The sequence below is a fragment of the Gordonia ajococcus genome (assembly GCF_012974285.1).
GTDB lineage: Bacteria > Actinomycetota > Actinomycetes > Mycobacteriales > Mycobacteriaceae > Gordonia > Gordonia amicalis.
The window spans coordinates 3,009,074-3,025,461 of the sequence record NZ_CP052884.1 but is presented as its reverse complement, the minus strand read 5'-3'; the positions used below and the strand labels follow the sequence as shown (position 1 = coordinate 3,025,461).

Annotated in this window: 17 protein-coding genes; 11 read left to right on the top strand and 6 right to left on the bottom strand. The window is 67.4% G+C overall.

Translation table 11 applies throughout. The features are described 5' to 3' along the window. Positions 1-28: 28 nt before the first annotated feature. The 3 genes from GAA2_RS13650 (at position 29) to GAA2_RS13640 (ending at position 4,950) form a co-directional block, all read left to right on the top strand. The gene (locus GAA2_RS13650; protein WP_040004753.1) at positions 29-661 is read left to right on the top strand and encodes a TIGR03085 family metal-binding protein; all 633 of its coding nucleotides are present in this window, start codon (positions 29-31) and stop codon (positions 659-661) included. Between the two features lie 97 nt (positions 662-758). Next, on the top strand, positions 759-3,746 hold the full coding sequence (locus GAA2_RS13645; protein ID WP_040004746.1) for a DNA translocase FtsK: 2,988 nt from the start codon (positions 759-761) through the stop codon (positions 3,744-3,746). A 220-nt stretch (positions 3,747-3,966) separates the two neighbouring features. Then, entirely contained in the window at positions 3,967-4,950 is a 984-nt protein-coding gene (locus GAA2_RS13640; protein WP_006436443.1) for a TerC family protein, read from the top strand. Positions 4,951-4,959: 9 nt separating this feature from the next. Here GAA2_RS13640 and GAA2_RS13635 read toward each other — a convergent pair whose 3' ends face one another. Both GAA2_RS13635 and GAA2_RS13630 read right to left on the bottom strand, forming a co-directional pair. Beyond that, entirely contained in the window at positions 4,960-5,238 is a 279-nt protein-coding gene (locus GAA2_RS13635; protein ID WP_006436444.1) for a YciI family protein, read from the bottom strand. 4 nt (positions 5,239-5,242) lie between these two features. After that, the gene (locus GAA2_RS13630; protein ID WP_006436445.1) at positions 5,243-5,818 is read right to left on the bottom strand and encodes an amino-acid N-acetyltransferase; all 576 of its coding nucleotides are present in this window, start codon (positions 5,816-5,818) and stop codon (positions 5,243-5,245) included. Positions 5,819-5,979: 161 nt separating this feature from the next. Between GAA2_RS13630 and pgsA the strand changes: the two genes are divergently transcribed. The 7 genes from pgsA (at position 5,980) to GAA2_RS13595 (ending at position 11,318) form a co-directional block, all read left to right on the top strand. Continuing rightward, positions 5,980-6,693: a CDP-diacylglycerol--glycerol-3-phosphate 3-phosphatidyltransferase gene (gene pgsA / locus GAA2_RS13625; protein WP_040004755.1), complete on the top strand. Its 714-nt coding sequence runs from the start codon at positions 5,980-5,982 to the stop codon at positions 6,691-6,693. Between the two features lie 88 nt (positions 6,694-6,781). Beyond that, a complete protein-coding gene (locus GAA2_RS13620) occupies positions 6,782-7,120 on the top strand; it encodes a helix-turn-helix domain-containing protein (protein ID WP_006436448.1) in 339 nt (112 codons plus the stop codon). Between the two features lie 109 nt (positions 7,121-7,229). Then, complete coding sequence (gene pspA / locus GAA2_RS13615; protein WP_006436449.1) at positions 7,230-8,051, top strand: phage shock protein PspA; 822 nt, start codon at positions 7,230-7,232, stop codon at positions 8,049-8,051. Between the two features lie 10 nt (positions 8,052-8,061). Then, complete coding sequence (locus tag GAA2_RS13610; protein ID WP_191834407.1) at positions 8,062-9,276, top strand: glycosyltransferase; 1,215 nt, start codon at positions 8,062-8,064, stop codon at positions 9,274-9,276. Then, entirely contained in the window at positions 9,267-9,461 is a 195-nt protein-coding gene (locus GAA2_RS13605; RefSeq protein ID WP_006436451.1) for a DUF3046 domain-containing protein, read from the top strand. The genes GAA2_RS13610 and GAA2_RS13605 overlap by 10 nt, the downstream gene beginning before the upstream one ends. A 229-nt stretch (positions 9,462-9,690) precedes the next feature. Beyond that, on the top strand, positions 9,691-10,734 hold the full coding sequence (gene recA, locus GAA2_RS13600; RefSeq protein WP_006436452.1) for a recombinase RecA: 1,044 nt from the start codon (positions 9,691-9,693) through the stop codon (positions 10,732-10,734). 20 nt (positions 10,735-10,754) lie between these two features. Beyond that, positions 10,755-11,318, top strand: coding sequence for a regulatory protein RecX (locus tag GAA2_RS13595; protein ID WP_024498481.1), 564 nt, complete (start codon positions 10,755-10,757; stop codon positions 11,316-11,318). 30 nt (positions 11,319-11,348) lie between these two features. Here GAA2_RS13595 and GAA2_RS13590 read toward each other — a convergent pair whose 3' ends face one another. The 4 genes from GAA2_RS13590 to gluA are packed head-to-tail and all read right to left on the bottom strand — an operon-like array spanning position 11,349 to position 14,693. Further along, the gene (locus GAA2_RS13590; protein ID WP_024498482.1) at positions 11,349-12,230 is read right to left on the bottom strand and encodes an amino acid ABC transporter permease; all 882 of its coding nucleotides are present in this window, start codon (positions 12,228-12,230) and stop codon (positions 11,349-11,351) included. Next, entirely contained in the window at positions 12,227-12,904 is a 678-nt protein-coding gene (locus GAA2_RS13585) for an amino acid ABC transporter permease (RefSeq protein WP_024498483.1), read from the bottom strand. Before GAA2_RS13585 ends, GAA2_RS13590 begins: the two co-directional genes overlap by 4 nt. A 12-nt stretch (positions 12,905-12,916) precedes the next feature. Further along, complete coding sequence (locus GAA2_RS13580) at positions 12,917-13,957, bottom strand: glutamate ABC transporter substrate-binding protein (RefSeq protein WP_236577606.1); 1,041 nt, start codon at positions 13,955-13,957, stop codon at positions 12,917-12,919. Between the two features lie 7 nt (positions 13,958-13,964). Then, positions 13,965-14,693, bottom strand: coding sequence for a glutamate ABC transporter ATP-binding protein GluA (gluA, locus tag GAA2_RS13575; RefSeq protein ID WP_024498485.1), 729 nt, complete (start codon positions 14,691-14,693; stop codon positions 13,965-13,967). A gap of 143 nt (positions 14,694-14,836) precedes the next feature. On the opposite strand from gluA, the gene miaB reads away from it, so the two are divergent. Continuing rightward, the gene (miaB, locus tag GAA2_RS13570) at positions 14,837-16,384 is read left to right on the top strand and encodes a tRNA (N6-isopentenyl adenosine(37)-C2)-methylthiotransferase MiaB (RefSeq protein ID WP_024498486.1); all 1,548 of its coding nucleotides are present in this window, start codon (positions 14,837-14,839) and stop codon (positions 16,382-16,384) included. Positions 16,385-16,388: the final 4 nt, after the last annotated feature.

Here is a 16,388-nt window from a genome sequence, read left to right as displayed (position 1 = left end):
ATCGGAAACGCTCGCTACTGTGGACGGGGTGACAGGTGCACAGGAGGAACGAGCGGCTCTCGTCGAGACCCTGAAGAAGGTGGGCCCGGACGCGCCCACCCTCTGTGAGGGCTGGACCACCCGCGATCTGTTGGCTCATCTCGTCGTTCGCGAACGACGCCCCGACACCGGGCCGGGCATCCTGATCCCGGCGTTCGCCGGATACACCGAGAAGGTGCGGAGCAAGGCCGCCCGACGGGACTTCGACGAGTTGCTCGACGAACTCGCCTCGGGTCCGCCGGTCTACTCACCGTTCAAGCTCGTCGACCGGTTCGCCAATCTCGCCGAGATGTTCGTCCACCACGAGGACGTGCTGCGCGGGGGAGCGGACCCGAAGGGCCGCTGGACGCCGCGGATGCTGTCACCCGAGCTCGAGGCCGAGCTGCGCGGTCCGGCCACCTCGATGGGCAGGATGACGCTCAAGAAGATCCCCGCACGCGTCACCCTCCGTACGACCGCCGGTGAGGACCTGCTGACCGTCGGCTCCGGGAAGGACGTCGTGGTCACCGGGTCGATCGGTGAACTCGTCCTGTTCGCGTTCGGACGGGCACCCGTCGCCGTGAGCTTCGACGGCGATGCGGACGCGATCGCCGCGGTTCGTGAGAGTTCTCACGGCCTCTAGGGCGTGTCCCGATGCGACCGGGTAACAACTTCGACACGGCGCCGTTATCAGTGTTGCCCATGTGACTGAAGTGAACTCTGCCGACTAGTCTGTCGGTATGGCTTCGAAGGCAAGCACGGGTACGCGCACGTCCGCGTCTGGGTCGCGGGCATCCGGCACACGGTCGGGTGCGAAAAGTGCCGGACGGTCGACGGGTTCGGCGGCACGTTCGGGCGCGAGCAAGTCGGCCGGGACACGCTCCGGTTCCACCCGCTCCGGCGCGGGCAAAGCCGGATCGTCGCGCGCGTCGAACCGATCCACCGGCAGCGGCAAGTCCCGCGCACGGCAGTCCGCCACCGCGACGCCGCGCCGCCGGAACACGTCGGCCTCCGCCGAATCGGTCGATCTGCACCGCCGTTCGGTCGCCGCCGCCGGCGCCTCCGCGGTGGGGAAGGGGATCGGAGCCGGCTGGTCACTGTTCGCTCGTGGTGTCGGCAGCGCGGCCCGCGTGGGTTCCGGAGTCGGCCGCGGACCGCGGACCGAGTCGCGTCCGTTCGACGACGACGATTTCGATCTGGATGCCGTCGACGGTGACGACGCCGAGTACGACGATGTCGACGCGGACGTGGTGGGTCCGCGCGGTCAGGGACACAGTCATCGCCGGGACGGCGTCGCGCTCGGCCTGCTCGGGTTGGGGCTCCTGTTCGCGGCCAGTGTGTGGTTCGGCGCCGCCGGGCCGGTCGGTGCATTCTTCGAGGCGTTGATCCGCGCGATCGTCGGGTCCGCGGCCGTCGTGATGCCGGTCGCGCTCGTCGTGGTCGCGATCATGCTGATGCGGCGTCCGGCCGCACCCGAACGCCGTGGGCGCTACCTCGGCGGTGGCTCCCTCGTCGTGCTTCCCCTGCTCGGCATCATGCATCTGATCGCCGGTGCGCCGCTGGATCTGCCGGGCCGTTCGGCGGCGGCGGGCTTCGTCGGTTTCGCCATCGGCACGCCGCTCACCGCGGGGGTCACCGCCTGGGTGTCCGTCCCGATCCTGTTGCTGTGCATGGCCTTCGGTGTGCTGATCCTCAGTGGCCGGACCGTGCGCGAAGTCGTCGACGCCGCCGCCGGATACCTCGGCCTGGGGGTGTCCGGTGCCGACGGCGCGCCGTGGGAGGGCGACCTCGACTGGGACGAGGACGCGGAGAACTACGAGGATCCCGATTTCGGGGATCCCGCGGCGGACGATGCCGACGACGATGACGCGGACACCTACGGCTCCCGGGCGACCCGTCGCTCGTACTCGTCGAACCCGTACGACAACTACCCGCCCGACGAGACCCCGTCGCGGCCCTCGAGCCGGTCGCGGCGCAAGCCGGCCAAGGTCGCCGAGGAACCGATCGAAGACGCGGTCACCGAGAGCTTCGCCGATGCGTTCACCGAGCCGTTCGGGGACAACGCCCCCGACGAGCAGATGACCGAGGTGATCGACCCCCCGGCCCGTCCGGCTGCTCGCCGCACGGCGCCCGCCGCGCGTCCGGCACCCAAACCGGCGCCGAAACCGGCACCCGAGCCCGAACCCGACCTCGACGACGAGGAGGCCTTCTCACCGGCGGTCCCGGCTGCCGAGGGCGACTACCTGCTGCCGCCCCCGCATCTGCTGCTCGAAGGCGACCCGCCGAAGGCCGGCACCAGCGCCAACGACGAGATGATCGACCGGATGACCGGTGTCCTCGAACAGTTCAAGATCGATGCCGCGGTCACCGGCTACACGCGCGGACCGACGGTCACCCGGTACGAGGTCGAGCTGGGACCGGGCGTGAAGGTCGAGAAGATCACCGCGCTCCAGCGCAACATCGCCTACGCCGCGGCCACCGACAACGTCCGCCTGCTCGCGCCGATCCCGGGCAAGTCCGCGGTCGGTATCGAGGTACCCAACGCCGATCGTGAGATGGTCCGCCTGGCCGACGTCCTCAGCGCGTCGTCGACCCGCAAGGACAAGCATCCGCTCGTGATCGGTCTGGGCAAGGACATCGAGGGCGACTTCGTCAGCGCGAACCTGGCGAAGATGCCGCACCTGCTCGTCGCCGGTTCGACCGGCTCCGGTAAGTCGAGCTTCGTCAACTCCATGCTGGTGTCGCTGCTGAGCCGCGCCACCCCGGAGCAGGTCCGGATGATCCTCATCGACCCGAAGATGGTGGAACTCACGCCTTACGAGGGCATCCCGCACCTGATCACCCCCATCATCACCCAGCCCAAGAAGGCGGCCGCCGCCCTCGCATGGCTGGTGGAGGAGATGGAGCAGCGCTACCAGGACATGAAGGCGTCGCGGGTGCGTCACATCGACGACTTCAACGCGAAGGTGCGCTCCGGCGAGATCACCACTCCGCTCGGCAGCGAGCGGGTGTACAAGCCGTACCCGTACATCCTCGCCATCGTCGACGAGCTCGCGGACCTGATGATGACCGCGCCGCGCGACGTGGAAGAGGCGATCGTCCGCATCACGCAGAAGGCGCGCGCCGCCGGCATCCACCTGGTCCTCGCGACGCAGCGTCCGTCGGTCGACGTCGTCACCGGTCTGATCAAGACCAACGTGCCGTCGCGCCTGGCGTTCGCCACGTCGTCGCTGACCGACTCGCGCGTCATCCTCGATCAGCCGGGCGCCGAGAAGCTCATCGGCATGGGTGACGGCCTGTTCCTGCCGATGGGTGCCAACAAGCCGATCCGCATGCAGGGCGCCTACATCTCCGACGAGGAGATCGCGGCCGTCGTCGACTTCACCAAGGAGCAGGCCGAGCCGGAGTACACCGAGGGTGTCACCGCGGCGAAGGCCGGCGAGAAGAAGGACATCGACAGCGACATCGGCAACGACCTCGACGACCTGCTGCAGGCGATCGAACTCGTCGTCTCCAGCCAGTTCGGGTCGACGTCGATGCTGCAGCGCAAGCTGCGGGTCGGCTTCGCGAAGGCGGGGCGCCTGATGGACCTCATGGAGACCCGCGGCGTCGTCGGACCCAGCGAGGGTTCCAAGGCGCGTGAGGTGCTCGTCAAGCCCGACGATCTCGCGGGCGTGATCGCCTCGATCACCGGCGGTGGAGACGAAACAGACGGATCGGGCGACTGAAGAACTCTCTGACCTGAGGTTTCTGCGGAACTACTACCGCCTGTACTAAAGTGACGGCAGATCCATGAGGGGAGTATCCCCGACGCGGCGTCTCCGTCAATACGGTCAGGGCCCGCGATGATGCCGATCATCGTCGCAACCCTGGCCCGGAGCGTCGGCCGCCATCTCGGCGGGAGAGACCTCTGGCTCGTCAGCTGATGCTGCCTGCTGGAGGAATACCGTGGATGTCTCTGTATCCGTGTGGCTGATCACCTGCGTGGTGATCCTCGGATTGTTCGTGTTCGACTTCTTCTCCCACGTGCGCGTGCCGCACGCCCCGTCGCTCAAGGAATCGGGCATCTGGTCGGCGGTGTACATCGCGCTCGCCATCGTGTTCGGGCTGTTCGTCTGGTGGAAGTGGGGATCGACGTTCGGCGGCGAGTACTTCGCCGGCTACGTGACCGAGAAGGCGCTCTCGGTGGACAACCTGTTCGTGTTCGTCATCATCATGGCGAAATTCGCGGTGCCCCGTGAGTATCAGCAGAAGGTGCTGCTGCTCGGCATCGTCATGGCGCTGGGCATGCGCGGCATCTTCATCGCCGTCGGCGCCGCCGCGATCAACGCCTACAGCTGGGTGTTCTACCTGTTCGGCGCGTTCCTGATCTTCACCGCCGTCAAACTCGTCCGCGAGAGCGACGACCCCGTGGAGCACGAGGAACAGCGGGAGAGTCGTCTCGAGCGGTTCGTCAAGCGATTCCTGCGCACGCACGACTCCTACGACCGCGACAAGCTGTTCACCCGCGTCAACGGCAAGCGTCTCGCGACGCCGATGCTGATGGTCCTCATCGTCATCGGGTTCACCGACGTGCTCTTCGCCCTCGACTCGATCCCGGCGATCTACGGCCTGACCCAGGAGCCGTACCTGGTGTTCACCGCCAACGCCTTCGCGCTGATGGGCCTGCGTCAGCTGTACTTCCTGCTCGGCGGGCTGCTCGACCGGCTGGTGTACCTGTCGATCGGCCTGTCGATCATCCTCGCGTTCATCGGTGCGAAGCTCGTCCTGCACGCGCTGCACGAGAACACCCTGCCGTTCGTCAACGGCGGTGAGCATGTGAGCGTCCCGGAGATCTCGACGCCGGTGTCGTTGTCGGTGATCGTCGGTGTCCTGGTGATCACCACCGTCGCAAGCCTGGTCAGGAGCAGGTCAGCTGTGTCGAAGAGTTAGCGGCAGGGGTCAGAACGGTCCGAAGACCTGGGTCCACTCGTCGATCCGGACGGCGTCGACGGCCTCGTGCGCCTGGAACGGGTCGTTGGCGAAGAACGCCTCGGCGGCCTCGAGGTCGGCCGCGCTGATGATGATCAGCGCGCCCGACCCGTCCGGGTACGGTCCCGCGATGAGCACGTTGCCCGCCTTGTTCTCCTCGCCGAGCCACTGCCGATGAAGCGGCCGGTGCTGGTCGCGGAGCGCGGCCTTGGCCGGACGGTAGGTGTACTGGACGGCGAAATAGGGCATCGGTTCACTCCCGGGTGATGGTGGCCAGCATCCTGGTGTTCCCCAGGGTGTTGGGTTTGACGTAACTCAGGTCGAGGAACTCCGCGACACCGGTGTCGTACGAACGGCACATCTCCTCGAACACCTCGCGCGTGACCGGGGTGCCCTCGATCTCGCGGAAGCCGTGCTTGGCGAAGAAGCTCGTCTCGAAGGTCAGCACGAAGACGCGGGCCAGTTCGAGTTCGCGGGCGATCTCCATCAGCCGGCCGACGATCTTGTGCCCGATGCCACGTCCGGAGAACACGGGATCGACCGCGACCGTGCGAACCTCGCCGAGATCGGCCCACAGTACGTGGAGCGCACCACATCCCACGACCAGCCCGTCGAGTTCGGCGACCCAGAACTCCTGGACCGACTCGTAGAGGGTGACGAGGTTCTTCTCCAGGAGGATCCTGCCCGCGTACTTGTCGATCAGTTCCTTGATGCGCGGTACGTCCGACGTACGCGCGCGCCGGACGGCGATGTCCCGAGTAGTCGGTTCGGGCGCAACGGGATCCGCCGCGGACTCGGGTTGGGCGGGCTCCGGGGAGACGGGGGACATGGGAACTCACCTTAGTCCTGTGAGGGCGTGCGCCCCACGGTGATGTCGGGGCGCGTAGCGGCCCGGGTGACCTTCCGCGGGGCGTGGACCGATACCCTGTGGGGTGTGAGTACGAGAATTCCCGTGTATCGCGGAACCTGTCCGCGCTCGGGGGTGTGCTCATGACCGATCGCATTCGGCGGGCCGTCGACGAAAAAGGTATCGCAAATGTGGGCCGCGGGCCGGACCACATCACCGATCCCGTCGACCCGGTCCCGGTCGTCAACATCGCGAACGCCCTGACCGTCTTCCGGATCCTCCTGGTTCCGGTGTTCCTGACGGTGCTGTTCCTCGAGTCCGGAGAATCCACGCTGTGGCGCACGGTGGCGACGGTCGTCTTCGCCGTCGCGGCCCTGACCGATCGGTACGACGGCCGCATCGCCCGCGCGCGCGGACTGATCACCGACTTCGGCAAGATGGCCGACCCGATCGCGGACAAGGCCCTGATCGGTGGTGCGCTCGTCGGACTCTCGATCCTCGGCATCCTGCCCTGGTGGGTCACCGCGGTCATCATCGCGCGCGAACTGTGGGTCACCGCGCTGCGCTTCTGGGTGCTGCGGCACAAGGTCATCCCCGCCAGTCGCGGCGGAAAACTCAAGACGCTGCTGCAGGCGGTCGCCATCGGCCTGTACCTGGCGCCCCTCGGCGGCGGATGGGACATCGCCGCCGGCATCGTGATGGGTCTCGCGGTGGTCGTCACCATCTACACCGGCCTCGACTACACCTGGCAGGCGATCAAGGTCAGGTCCGGCGGCGGTTCCCGCACCGGCACCCCCGATCCGGAGCCGGCACCGCAGACGCGACGGGCCGTGGGAGGAACCGGCGCAGGGCGCTGAGTTCGACTACTGTCGGTGGAACCGCGGCCGGGGAACGATCCGGCTGCGTGAGGCGTTGGCCGAGGAGTGGACAGGGAGAGGAGACTCGATGGCGATGCTCTTACGTGAGGCGCTCGGCGACAGCCTGCGTCGGGTCCGCACGCAGCAAGGCCGGACCCTGCGTGAGGTGTCCACCGGTGCACGCGTGAGCCTGGGCTACCTCTCCGAGGTCGAGCGCGGCCAGAAAGAGGCCTCGAGCGAACTGCTCGCGGCCATCTGCGATGCACTCGACGTGGAGATCGCCGACCTCCTCCTCGACGTCGGGAACGCGATGCGTCCGGCCGAGACCATGACCCCCGAGGTCGCCGAGGCCGGTCTCACCGCGACCAAGGTGGTCATCCCCGCACCCGCCGGACGCCGGGACGCGACGGCGCTCGCGGCCGCCTGATCCACGTCGTCCGAATGACCATTTGAGTGCTGCGGCACTATCGGGAACCCGCAGCCACTAAATTGGTCTGCACAGTTCTCTCAAACCCCTGAATGGAGTGACGTAGAGCATGGCGAACCCGTTCGTGAAGTTGTGGCGGTACCTGACGGCACTCGGCAACGCGAAGATCGACGAACACGCCGACCCGAAGGTCCAGATCCAGCAGGCGATCGAAGATGCCCAGCGTCAGCACCAGGCGTTGTCGCAGCAGGCCGCCTCGGTCATCGGCAACCAGCGACAGCTCGAGATGAAGCTCAACCGGCAGCTCGAGGACATCGAGCGTCTGCAGGCCAACACCCGCCAGGCACTGACGCTGGCCGATCAGGCCGCTGCCGCCGGCGACACCCAGAAGGCCACCGAGTACACGAACGCCGCCGAGGCGTTCGCGGCGCAGCTGGTGACCGCCGAGCAGAGCGTCGAGGACCTCAAGTCCCTGCACGACCAGTCGCTTCAGGCCGCCGACCAGGCCAAGAAGGCCGTCGAGCGCAACGCGATGATCCTCCAGCAGAAACTCGCCGAGCGTTCCAAGCTGCTCAGCCAGCTCGAGCAGGCCAAGATGCAGGAGCAGGTCAGCGCATCGCTCAACCAGATGAGCGAGTTGTCGGTGCCCGGCAACACCCCGAGCCTCGACCAGGTCCGCGAGAAGATCGAGCGCCGCTACGCCAACGCCCTCGGTTCGGCCGAGCTGGCCAAGAACTCGGTCCAGGGCCGCATGCAGGAGGTCGAGCAGGCGGGCATCCAGATGGCCGGTCATTCGCGCCTGGAGCAGATCCGCGCCAGCATGCGCGGCGATGCCCTGCCGTCCGCGGGCGCCACCGCACCACCGTTGCAGAAGGGTCAGCCGGCGACGCAGGCCACCCCGCCGACCACCGAGCCGCCCGCGCAGAACTGATCCGCGGCACGTGCATGTTGCACTTGTCGCGGGTTCCGATGCGGGACATGCCTTTCCGGCGTTCGCCCTCGCCGAGCGGTTCGCCGCGGCCGGGCATCGGACCACTGTCCACACCGGACTGAACTGGTCGGCCGCCGCGCGTCGCCGTGGCATCGACATCGCCGAGCTCCCGGGTCTCGCGGCCACGGACGACGATGACGACGCCGACGCCGGGGACAAACTCAGCGCCCGCGCGGCACGCATGGCCGATCTGCTCGCGCCCCTGCTGGCGGAGTCCGGTGCCGACCTCGTCGTCTCCGACGTCATCACGGTCTGCGGGGGATGGGCCGCGCAGCTCCGGGGCCTTCCGTGGATCGAGCTGTCGCCGCACCCGCTGTACCTGCCGTCTCGCGGCCTGCCGCCGATCGGTTCGGGGCTCGCCCCGGGAACCGGCATCCGCGGTCGCGTTCGGGACACGCTGATGCGTGCCGCGACCGCGACCTCCATCCGCAAAGGCGAACGGCAGCGTGCTGCGGCACGGCTGTCGATCGGTCTCCCGGCGCACGACGGTGGTCCGTGCGCGCGATTCGTGGCGACGCTGCCGGGGCTCGAGGTGCCGCGGCCCGACTGGCCGGCCGACACCCATCTCATCGGTCCACTCCTGTGGGAACCCACCGACGACCTCTTCGACCGTCCCGACGGCGATGCACCGCTGGTGGTGCTCGCCCCGTCGACGGCGCAGACCGGCGCCCCCGACATGGTCGGTGTGGTCCTCGAGGCGCTGTCCGAGCGGGTTCTGGGCCGTCGTGTCCGGGTGGTGGTCTCCGGGCTGCATCGTCCGTCCACCGCGGATCTCGCCCGCTTCGGCGATGCCCCGGCCCCGATCACCGCAGGGCTGGGACGGCAGGACGAGGTGCTGGCCGACGCGCAGGTACTGATCTGCGGCTCCGGCCACGGGATCCTGGCCAAGGCGATGAGCGCCGGGGTTCCGGTCGTCGCGGTGCCCGGCGGCGGCGACCAGTGGGAGCTGGCGAACCGTCTCCGGCGCGCGGGTGCCGGCCGATTGGTCCGCCCGCTGACGGTCGAGGCCGTCGCCGATGCCGTCCGCACCGTTCTCGACGACCCGGAGTACGCCCGGAGCGCACGGCGGATCGGGGCGAGCGGTGCCGACACCGTCGACCCGGTGGCGGTGGCCCACGCCGTCCTGGACCGTGCCGCGTTCCGTAGGGTGGGGCCGTGCGCCTGACCGAGTTCAACGAACTGATGACCACCGAATTCGGTGTGTCCAGGGCGGATTCGATTCTGGTCGACCACGTGCTCACCGAATTCGGTGGACGCACCGGGGCGCAGGCGATCGACGACGGGGTCGACCCGCGCGACGTCTGGGTCGCCATCTGCCGCGACTTCGACGTACCGCGACGGCGTTGGTGACATACCCCGCGTGTCACACTTGCCATCGAACACCTGTTCGTTCATCCTGGTGATCAGACGGAACCGTACGGACCGCCGCCGCGTCTGAGATATGGGGATCGGGAAGCAGTGTCGGGCCCGGGGAGGGCCACCGAGACTTGTCGGACCCACGCGATACCTTTCAGACATGAACGCCCGGACCGCACCGACCACCCGCCGGAAATCCGGCTCACAACCGAGGAGAACTCCCATGGCACCTGCGCCTCAAGACCGTGAGAAGGCCCTCGATCTGGCCCTCGCCCAGATCGACAAGAACTTCGGCAAGGGCTCGGTGATGCGCCTGGGCGAGGAGACCCGCCAGCCGATCGAGATCATCCCGACCGGTTCGATCGCACTCGACGTCGCCCTCGGTATCGGCGGTCTGCCCCGCGGCCGCGTCGTCGAGATCTACGGTCCGGAATCCTCGGGTAAGACCACGGTCGCGCTGCACGCCGTCGCCAACGCCCAGGCCCTGGGCGGTATCGCCGCGTTCATCGACGCCGAGCATGCGCTGGATCCCGATTACGCCGCCAAGCTCGGCGTCGACACCGACGCCCTGCTCGTGTCGCAGCCCGACACCGGTGAGCAGGCGCTCGAGATCGCCGACATGCTGATCCGCTCCGGCGCGCTCGACATCCTGGTCATCGACTCGGTCGCCGCACTCGTGCCCAAGGCCGAGATCGAGGGTGAGATGGGCGACAGCCACGTCGGTCTGCAGGCCCGCCTGATGAGCCAGGCGTTGCGCAAGATGACCTCCGCGCTGAACCAGTCGAAGACCACCGCGATCTTCATCAACCAGTTGCGCGAGAAGATCGGCGTGATGTTCGGTTCCCCCGAGACCACGACGGGCGGTAAGGCTCTCAAGTTCTACTCGTCGGTGCGCCTGGATGTCCGCCGTATCGAGACCCTGAAGGACGGCACCGATGCGGTGGGTAACCGTACCCGCGTGAAGGTCGTCAAGAACAAGGTCGCGCCGCCGTTCAAGCAGGCCGAGTTCGACATCCTCTACGGGCAGGGCATCAGCAAGGAGGGCTCACTGATCGACATGGGTGTGGCCGAGGGCTTCATCCGTAAGTCGGGCTCGTGGTTCACCTACGAGGGCGATCAGCTCGGCCAGGGCAAGGAGAATGCCCGCAAATTCCTGCTCGAGAACGTCGACATCCGCGACGAGATCGAGAAGAAGATCAAGGAGAAGCTCGGCATCGGCGCGACCGTCGACGCCGACGACATCGCCCCGGCACCGGTCGAATTCTGATCGGCTCCGCCTGATCCGATATGAACGAGGCATCAAGCCCCGAACCGACGGACCCCGAACGGACGCGCACGCGTCGGGATGACAACCCCGACCGGCGAGGCCCCAGCGCATGGGACTCTGCACTGCGACTGCTCGGGGTCCGTGCGCGTTCACGGCACGAGATGCGGGAGCGGTTGACCCGCAAGGGGTTCGACACGGACACCGTCGACGAGGTGATGGCGCGACTCGACAAGCACCAGTTGCTCGACGACACCGACTTCGCCGCCGAGTGGGTACGCTCCCGCCACCTGAACTCCGGAAAGGGACGCGTGGCGCTGCGTCATGAGCTCCGGACCAAGGGAATCTCCGAGTCGATCATCGCCGAGACCCTCGCCGAGATCGATCCCGACGACGAACGCGAGATCGCGGCCGGACTCGTCGCACGGAAGCTGACGCCGTCGGTCGCCGAACGCGTTGTCGCCGATCGTGCCGAACGAGAGAAGACCCTGCGTCGTCTGGTCGGTTTCCTTGTCCGGCGCGGCTATTCGCAGTCGCTGGCCTTCGACGTGGTGGGGGAGGCGCTCGGCGCACTGGAGGACGCCTGAGGCCTCTCCCCGTCACTCCGACGGCACGCTTCAGAGCAGGTTCTCCGACGCGGCCAGTTCGGTCTTCTCCGGGTCGGCCGGCTCGGCGGCCGACCGCCGACCCTGACGCACACGTCGCTCGACGTAGGTCGCGAGGTTCGAGAGGCCGAAGTTGATGACGATCATGATGATCGCCACCACGATCAGCGCCGGGATGTAGTTGCCGTAGCGGGAGGCCGACAGCAGGCCGCTGCGCACGACCTCCGAGTAGCCGATGATGTAGCCGAGCGCACTGTCCTTGAGTGCCACCACCATCTGCGAGATCAGCGCCGGCATCATCGCGGTGATCGCCTGGGGGAGCAGCACGATGCGCATCATCTGGCTCTTGCGCAGACCGAGCGACATGGATGCCTCGGTCTGGCCCTTCGGCAGCGAGTTGATGCCGGAGCGCAGGATCTCGGCCATCACCGACCCGTTGTAGAGCGTCAGCCCGGTGACCACCGCGGCGAACGCCAGCATCGACGACGGGAATATGCCGTAGATGGCGAACAGGAACCAGGTGAACACCATCAGGATCAGGACCGGGATCGCACGGAAGACCTCGACGAACACGCCCGAGACGGCCCGTACCCAGCGATGATCCGACAGCCGGCCGATGCCGAGGACGGCGCCGAGGATCAGCGAGAACACGATCGAGACGGCGGCCGCCGCCAGAGTGCGCCACAGGCCGGGCAGGATGTAGCCGGTCCAGGTGGACCAGGTGACGAACGGGCTCCACTTCTCGCCGGTGAACTGTTCGTTGGCGGCGAGTACGGAGATCACGTAGATCGCGATCGCCGCGAGGACCGCGATGAACAGGATCGCCGTCAGGCGATTCCGGGCTCGTGCGCGTGGTCCGGGTGCGTCGTACAGGACAGTCGATTCGGCGCTCATCGTTTCACCGCCAGTCGCTTGGCGAGGTAGCCGAAGACGGCCCCCTCGGTGAGGGTGATGATCATGAAGCCCACGGCGATGACGCCGAAGATCACGAACAGCTGGTCGGAGAAGGTCTCGATCTCGGTCTTCATGAGAGCCGCGGCCTCGGCGACACCGATGACCGAGGCGACCGTGGTGTTCTTGGTGAGCGCGATCAGGACGCTGCCCAGCGGGCCGATGACCGATCGGATCGCCTGCGGCAACACGATGACCCCGAACACCTGGGTGAACGACAGACCCAGCGACCGGGCCGCCTCAGCCTGTCCCAGGGGCACGGTGTTGAAGCCGGACCGGAGCGTCTCGCAGACGAAGGTCGACGTGTAGAGGACGAACGCGAGCACCGCGAGCCAGAAGTTGTTGGACTTGATCGTCGGCGCGAAGGTCAGGCCCAGATTCTGGTAGAGACCGATTGCGCAGAACAGCACGACGAGCGTCAGCGGGGTGTTGCGGACCACGTTCACGTAGACCCCGGCGAAACCGCGCATCACCGGGACGGGGGAGACCCGCATCGCGGCGAGGGTCGTGCCCCACACCAGCGAGCCGATCGCCGAGTAGAAGGTCAGCTGGATGGTCACCCAGAAGGCGGGCCACAGCTGAGGACCCATGCTCTCCCACAGAGAGGCGTCATTCATCGATGGTTCCTCTCACTCGAGTCCGGGCGGGCACGGCTTGGATGGTGAATCGAGGAATTCGAGGTCACCGGGGTCGGGTTTGTAGGGGAACTTCGACCCGGGACGATCCGCGCGGGCGATGATCTCGTCCACGTACTCGTTGCCGAGAGCTTCGCGCAGGTCGGCGTTCCATGGTGACTCCCCGAGGCCGGCATCAGAGCTCCCGGCCGGGGTCAGCATGGCGTCGAGGGCCTTGTTGATCGCATCCACGGCGGCTTTGTCGCCGAGAGCGACACCGACGCCGTAGCGCTCGGTCGAGAACGGACTGCCGGCCGTTTTCAAGGCGTCCTTCACGCACGCGTCCTTGAGGTAGGTCATCTCGACGAGCTTGAACTCGTCCTTCCAGAAGTTGGCGTAACCGGCGAGGATCGCCTCGTCGGTCGTCAGGGCGTCGACCTTGTCTCGGCGCAGCGCCTCGACACACGCCGAGTAGGAGTCGTACTCCTGCAGCTGGACCGTCGGCAGCTGGGCCTTCACGTTCTGCGCCGATGTCGAGCCGGTGACCGAACAGAGCTTCTTGCCCTTGTCCAGGTCGGTGAGTTCGTCGATCGAGTTGTCGTCGGCGCGCACCATCAGACCCTGATAGGTCTGTAGGTAGGGGCCGCCGAACGACACCTTCTTGGAGCGGCTCGCGTTGATCGAATAGGTGGCGGCGATGAGGTCGACCTCGCCGTTGTCGATCATCGCCTCGCGACGGGCCGACGGCGTTTCCCGCCAGGTGATCTCCGGGTGGTCCACGCCGAGGTCGTCGGCTATGGAATTGACCACATACGTGGCGACCGACGCGTCGAAGCCGGTGACGTTGCCGTTCGGCTCGTAGAGCCCGAGTCCCGGCTGGTCGAACTTGACGCCCAGGACCACCGAACCGTCGCGGATCGAGTTCAGCAGGCTGCGGGGCTCGGTGCTCCCGCAGGCCGACAGCAGTCCGGTCAGCAGTGCCCCGACCGCGAGAAGCAGGCCGGCACGACGCCATCGGGACAAGTGTTGATGTGTGTGTGGTGTGGTGTGGCTCATCCGCATCTCAGTGCCCCAGGATCTTGCCGAGGAAGTCGCGCGCTCGGTCGGTCTTGGGGGCGGTGAAGAAGGTGTCGGGTTCGGAGTCCTCGATGATCGCGCCGTCGGCCATGAAGATCACCCGGTCGGCGGCCTTGCGGGCAAAGCCCATCTCATGGGTGACGACCAGCATCGTCATGCCCTCCTTGGCCAGGGAGACCATCACGTCGAGCACCTCGTTGACCATCTCCGGGTCGAGCGCCGACGTCGGCTCGTCGAACAGCATGATCTTCGGGTCCATCGCGAGGGAGCGGGCGATGGCGACGCGCTGCTGCTGGCCCCCGGACAGCTGGGCCGGGTACTTGTCCTTCTGGCTCGCGATGCCGACCCGCTCGAGCAGTTCGAGTGCGCGCTTGTCCGCGTCGGCCTTGGACTTCTTGCGCACCTTCGTCGGTGCGAGGGTCACATTCTCGAGAATCGTCTTGTGCGAGAACAGGTTGAAGGACTGGAACACCATGCCGACATCGGCGCGCAGTCGCGCGAGGTCCTTGCCCTCGGCCGGCAGGACCTGACCCTCGACCCGGATCTCGCCCTCATCGATCGGCTCGAGCCGGTTGATGGTCCGGCACAGCGTCGACTTGCCCGACCCGGATGGACCGAGGACCACCACCACCTGTCCGGCGGGAACCTCGAGGTCGATGTCCTTGAGTACGTGCAGCGAACCGAAGTGCTTCTGCACCCCGCGCATCGCGATCATCGGCTGGGACCCTGGGCCCGCGGACTTGCTCGGCGAAACGGTCATTCGTGAACCCTAACCAAATACGTGCCATCGAGTCGCGCAGGTGACGCCGAATCGGCGATTTGCGTGGGCCCCGTACCCTGGTAGGAGTGAGTATCGAGTTGTCGGATCGGCCTGACGAGGCTGCATCAGCCCAGTCACCCCGCAGCTATCAGGTCCGTACCTATGGCTGCCAGATGAACGTCCACGACTCCGAACGCATCTCCGGTCTTCTCGAGGACGCGGGATACGTCCGTGCGGCCGAGGACGACGACGCCGATCTGGTCGTCTTCAACACCTGCGCGATCCGCGAGAACGCCGACAACAAGCTCTACGGCAACCTGTCGCATCTCGCGCCGGTGAAGTCCAGCCGTCCGGGCATGCAGATCGCCGTCGGTGGATGCCTCGCGCAGAAGGACAAGGACACCGTCGTCGCCAAGGCGCCGTGGGTCGACGTCGTGTTCGGCACCCACAACATCGGCTCGCTGCCGGCGCTGCTCGACCGTGCCCGTCACAACGCGGAAGCGCAGGTCGAGATCCTCGACTCCCTCGAACGATTCCCCTCGACGCTGCCCGCGAAGCGCGACTCGGCCTACTCCGGATGGGTGTCGGTGTCGGTGGGCTGCAACAACACGTGCACCTTCTGCATCGTGCCGTCGCTGCGCGGCAAGGAGGTCGACCGACGACCCGGTGACGTACTGGCCGAGGTCCAGGCGCTCGTCGACCAGGGCGTCGTCGAGGTGACCCTGCTCGGTCAGAACGTCAACGCCTACGGCATGTCCTTCGCCGATCCCGACCAGCCCCGCAACCGCGGCGCCTTCGCCGAGTTGCTGCGGGCCTGCGGGACCATCGAGGGGCTCGAGCGGGTCCGCTTCACCTCGCCGCATCCGGCCGAGTTCACCGACGACGTGATCGAGGCGATGGCGCAGACCCCCAACGTGTGCCCGCAGCTGCACATGCCGCTGCAATCCGGCTCCGATCGCATCCTGCGCGCCATGCGACGCAGCTACCGCCAGACCAGATTCCTCGGCATCCTCGACAAGGTCCGTGAGGCGATGCCGCATGCGGCGATCACCACCGACATCATCGTCGGGTTCCCGGGGGAGACCGAGGAGGACTTCCAGGCGACCCTCGACGTCGTCGAACGTGCGCGGTTCTCCAGCGCTTTCACCTTCCAGTACTCGCCGCGTCCCGGGACGCCGGCCGCGACGATGCCCGACCAGGTGCCGGCCGAGGTCGTCGGCGAGCGCTACCAACGCCTCATCGCCCTGCAGGAGCGGATCTGCCTGTCCGAGAACGAATCCCTGACCGGCACCGAGGTGGAGCTGCTCGTCGTCGCCGACGAGGGACGCAAGTCCGCCAAGACCCGGCGCATGACCGGTCGCGCGCGTGACGGACGTCTGGTGCACTTCGCGCCCGGCGACGTCGCCTCCGGTATCCGTCCCGGCGACGTGGTCCACACCGTCGTGACCGCGGCCGCGCCGCACCACCTGATCGCCGACGCCGGGGTGCTTTCGCACCGCCGCACGCGCGCCGGCGACGCCTACGAGCAGAGCCGCACGCCGACCACTGCGCCCGTCGGGGTGGGCCTCGGTCTGCCGACTGTTGGTCCCCCCGAGCTCGCACCCGCGACCGCCGACGCCGGATGCGGCAGCGCGTGCGGTGGCTGAGCGT

Bases quoted from the DNA above. Each gene is read 5' to 3' on its own strand.
- GAA2_RS13645 (WP_040004746.1), top strand. From the start codon at position 759: ATGGCTTCGAAGGCAAGCACGGGTACGCGCACGTCCGCGTCTGGGTCG.
- GAA2_RS13635 (WP_006436444.1), bottom strand. From the start codon at position 5,238: ATGCCCTATTTCGCCGTCCAGTACACCTACCGTCCGGCCAAGGCCGCG.
- GAA2_RS13630 (WP_006436445.1), bottom strand. From the start codon at position 5,818: ATGTCCCCCGTCTCCCCGGAGCCCGCCCAACCCGAGTCCGCGGCGGAT.
- pgsA (WP_040004755.1), top strand. From the start codon at position 5,980: ATGACCGATCGCATTCGGCGGGCCGTCGACGAAAAAGGTATCGCAAAT.
- GAA2_RS13620 (WP_006436448.1), top strand. From the start codon at position 6,782: ATGGCGATGCTCTTACGTGAGGCGCTCGGCGACAGCCTGCGTCGGGTC.
- pspA (WP_006436449.1), top strand. From the start codon at position 7,230: ATGGCGAACCCGTTCGTGAAGTTGTGGCGGTACCTGACGGCACTCGGC.
- recA (WP_006436452.1), top strand. From the start codon at position 9,691: ATGGCACCTGCGCCTCAAGACCGTGAGAAGGCCCTCGATCTGGCCCTC.
- GAA2_RS13595 (WP_024498481.1), top strand. From the start codon at position 10,755: ATGAACGAGGCATCAAGCCCCGAACCGACGGACCCCGAACGGACGCGC.
- GAA2_RS13590 (WP_024498482.1), bottom strand. From the start codon at position 12,230: ATGAGCGCCGAATCGACTGTCCTGTACGACGCACCCGGACCACGCGCA.
- GAA2_RS13585 (WP_024498483.1), bottom strand. From the start codon at position 12,904: ATGAATGACGCCTCTCTGTGGGAGAGCATGGGTCCTCAGCTGTGGCCC.
- GAA2_RS13580 (WP_236577606.1), bottom strand. From the start codon at position 13,957: ATGAGCCACACCACACCACACACACATCAACACTTGTCCCGATGGCGT.
- gluA (WP_024498485.1), bottom strand. From the start codon at position 14,693: ATGATCGCGATGCGCGGGGTGCAGAAGCACTTCGGTTCGCTGCACGTA.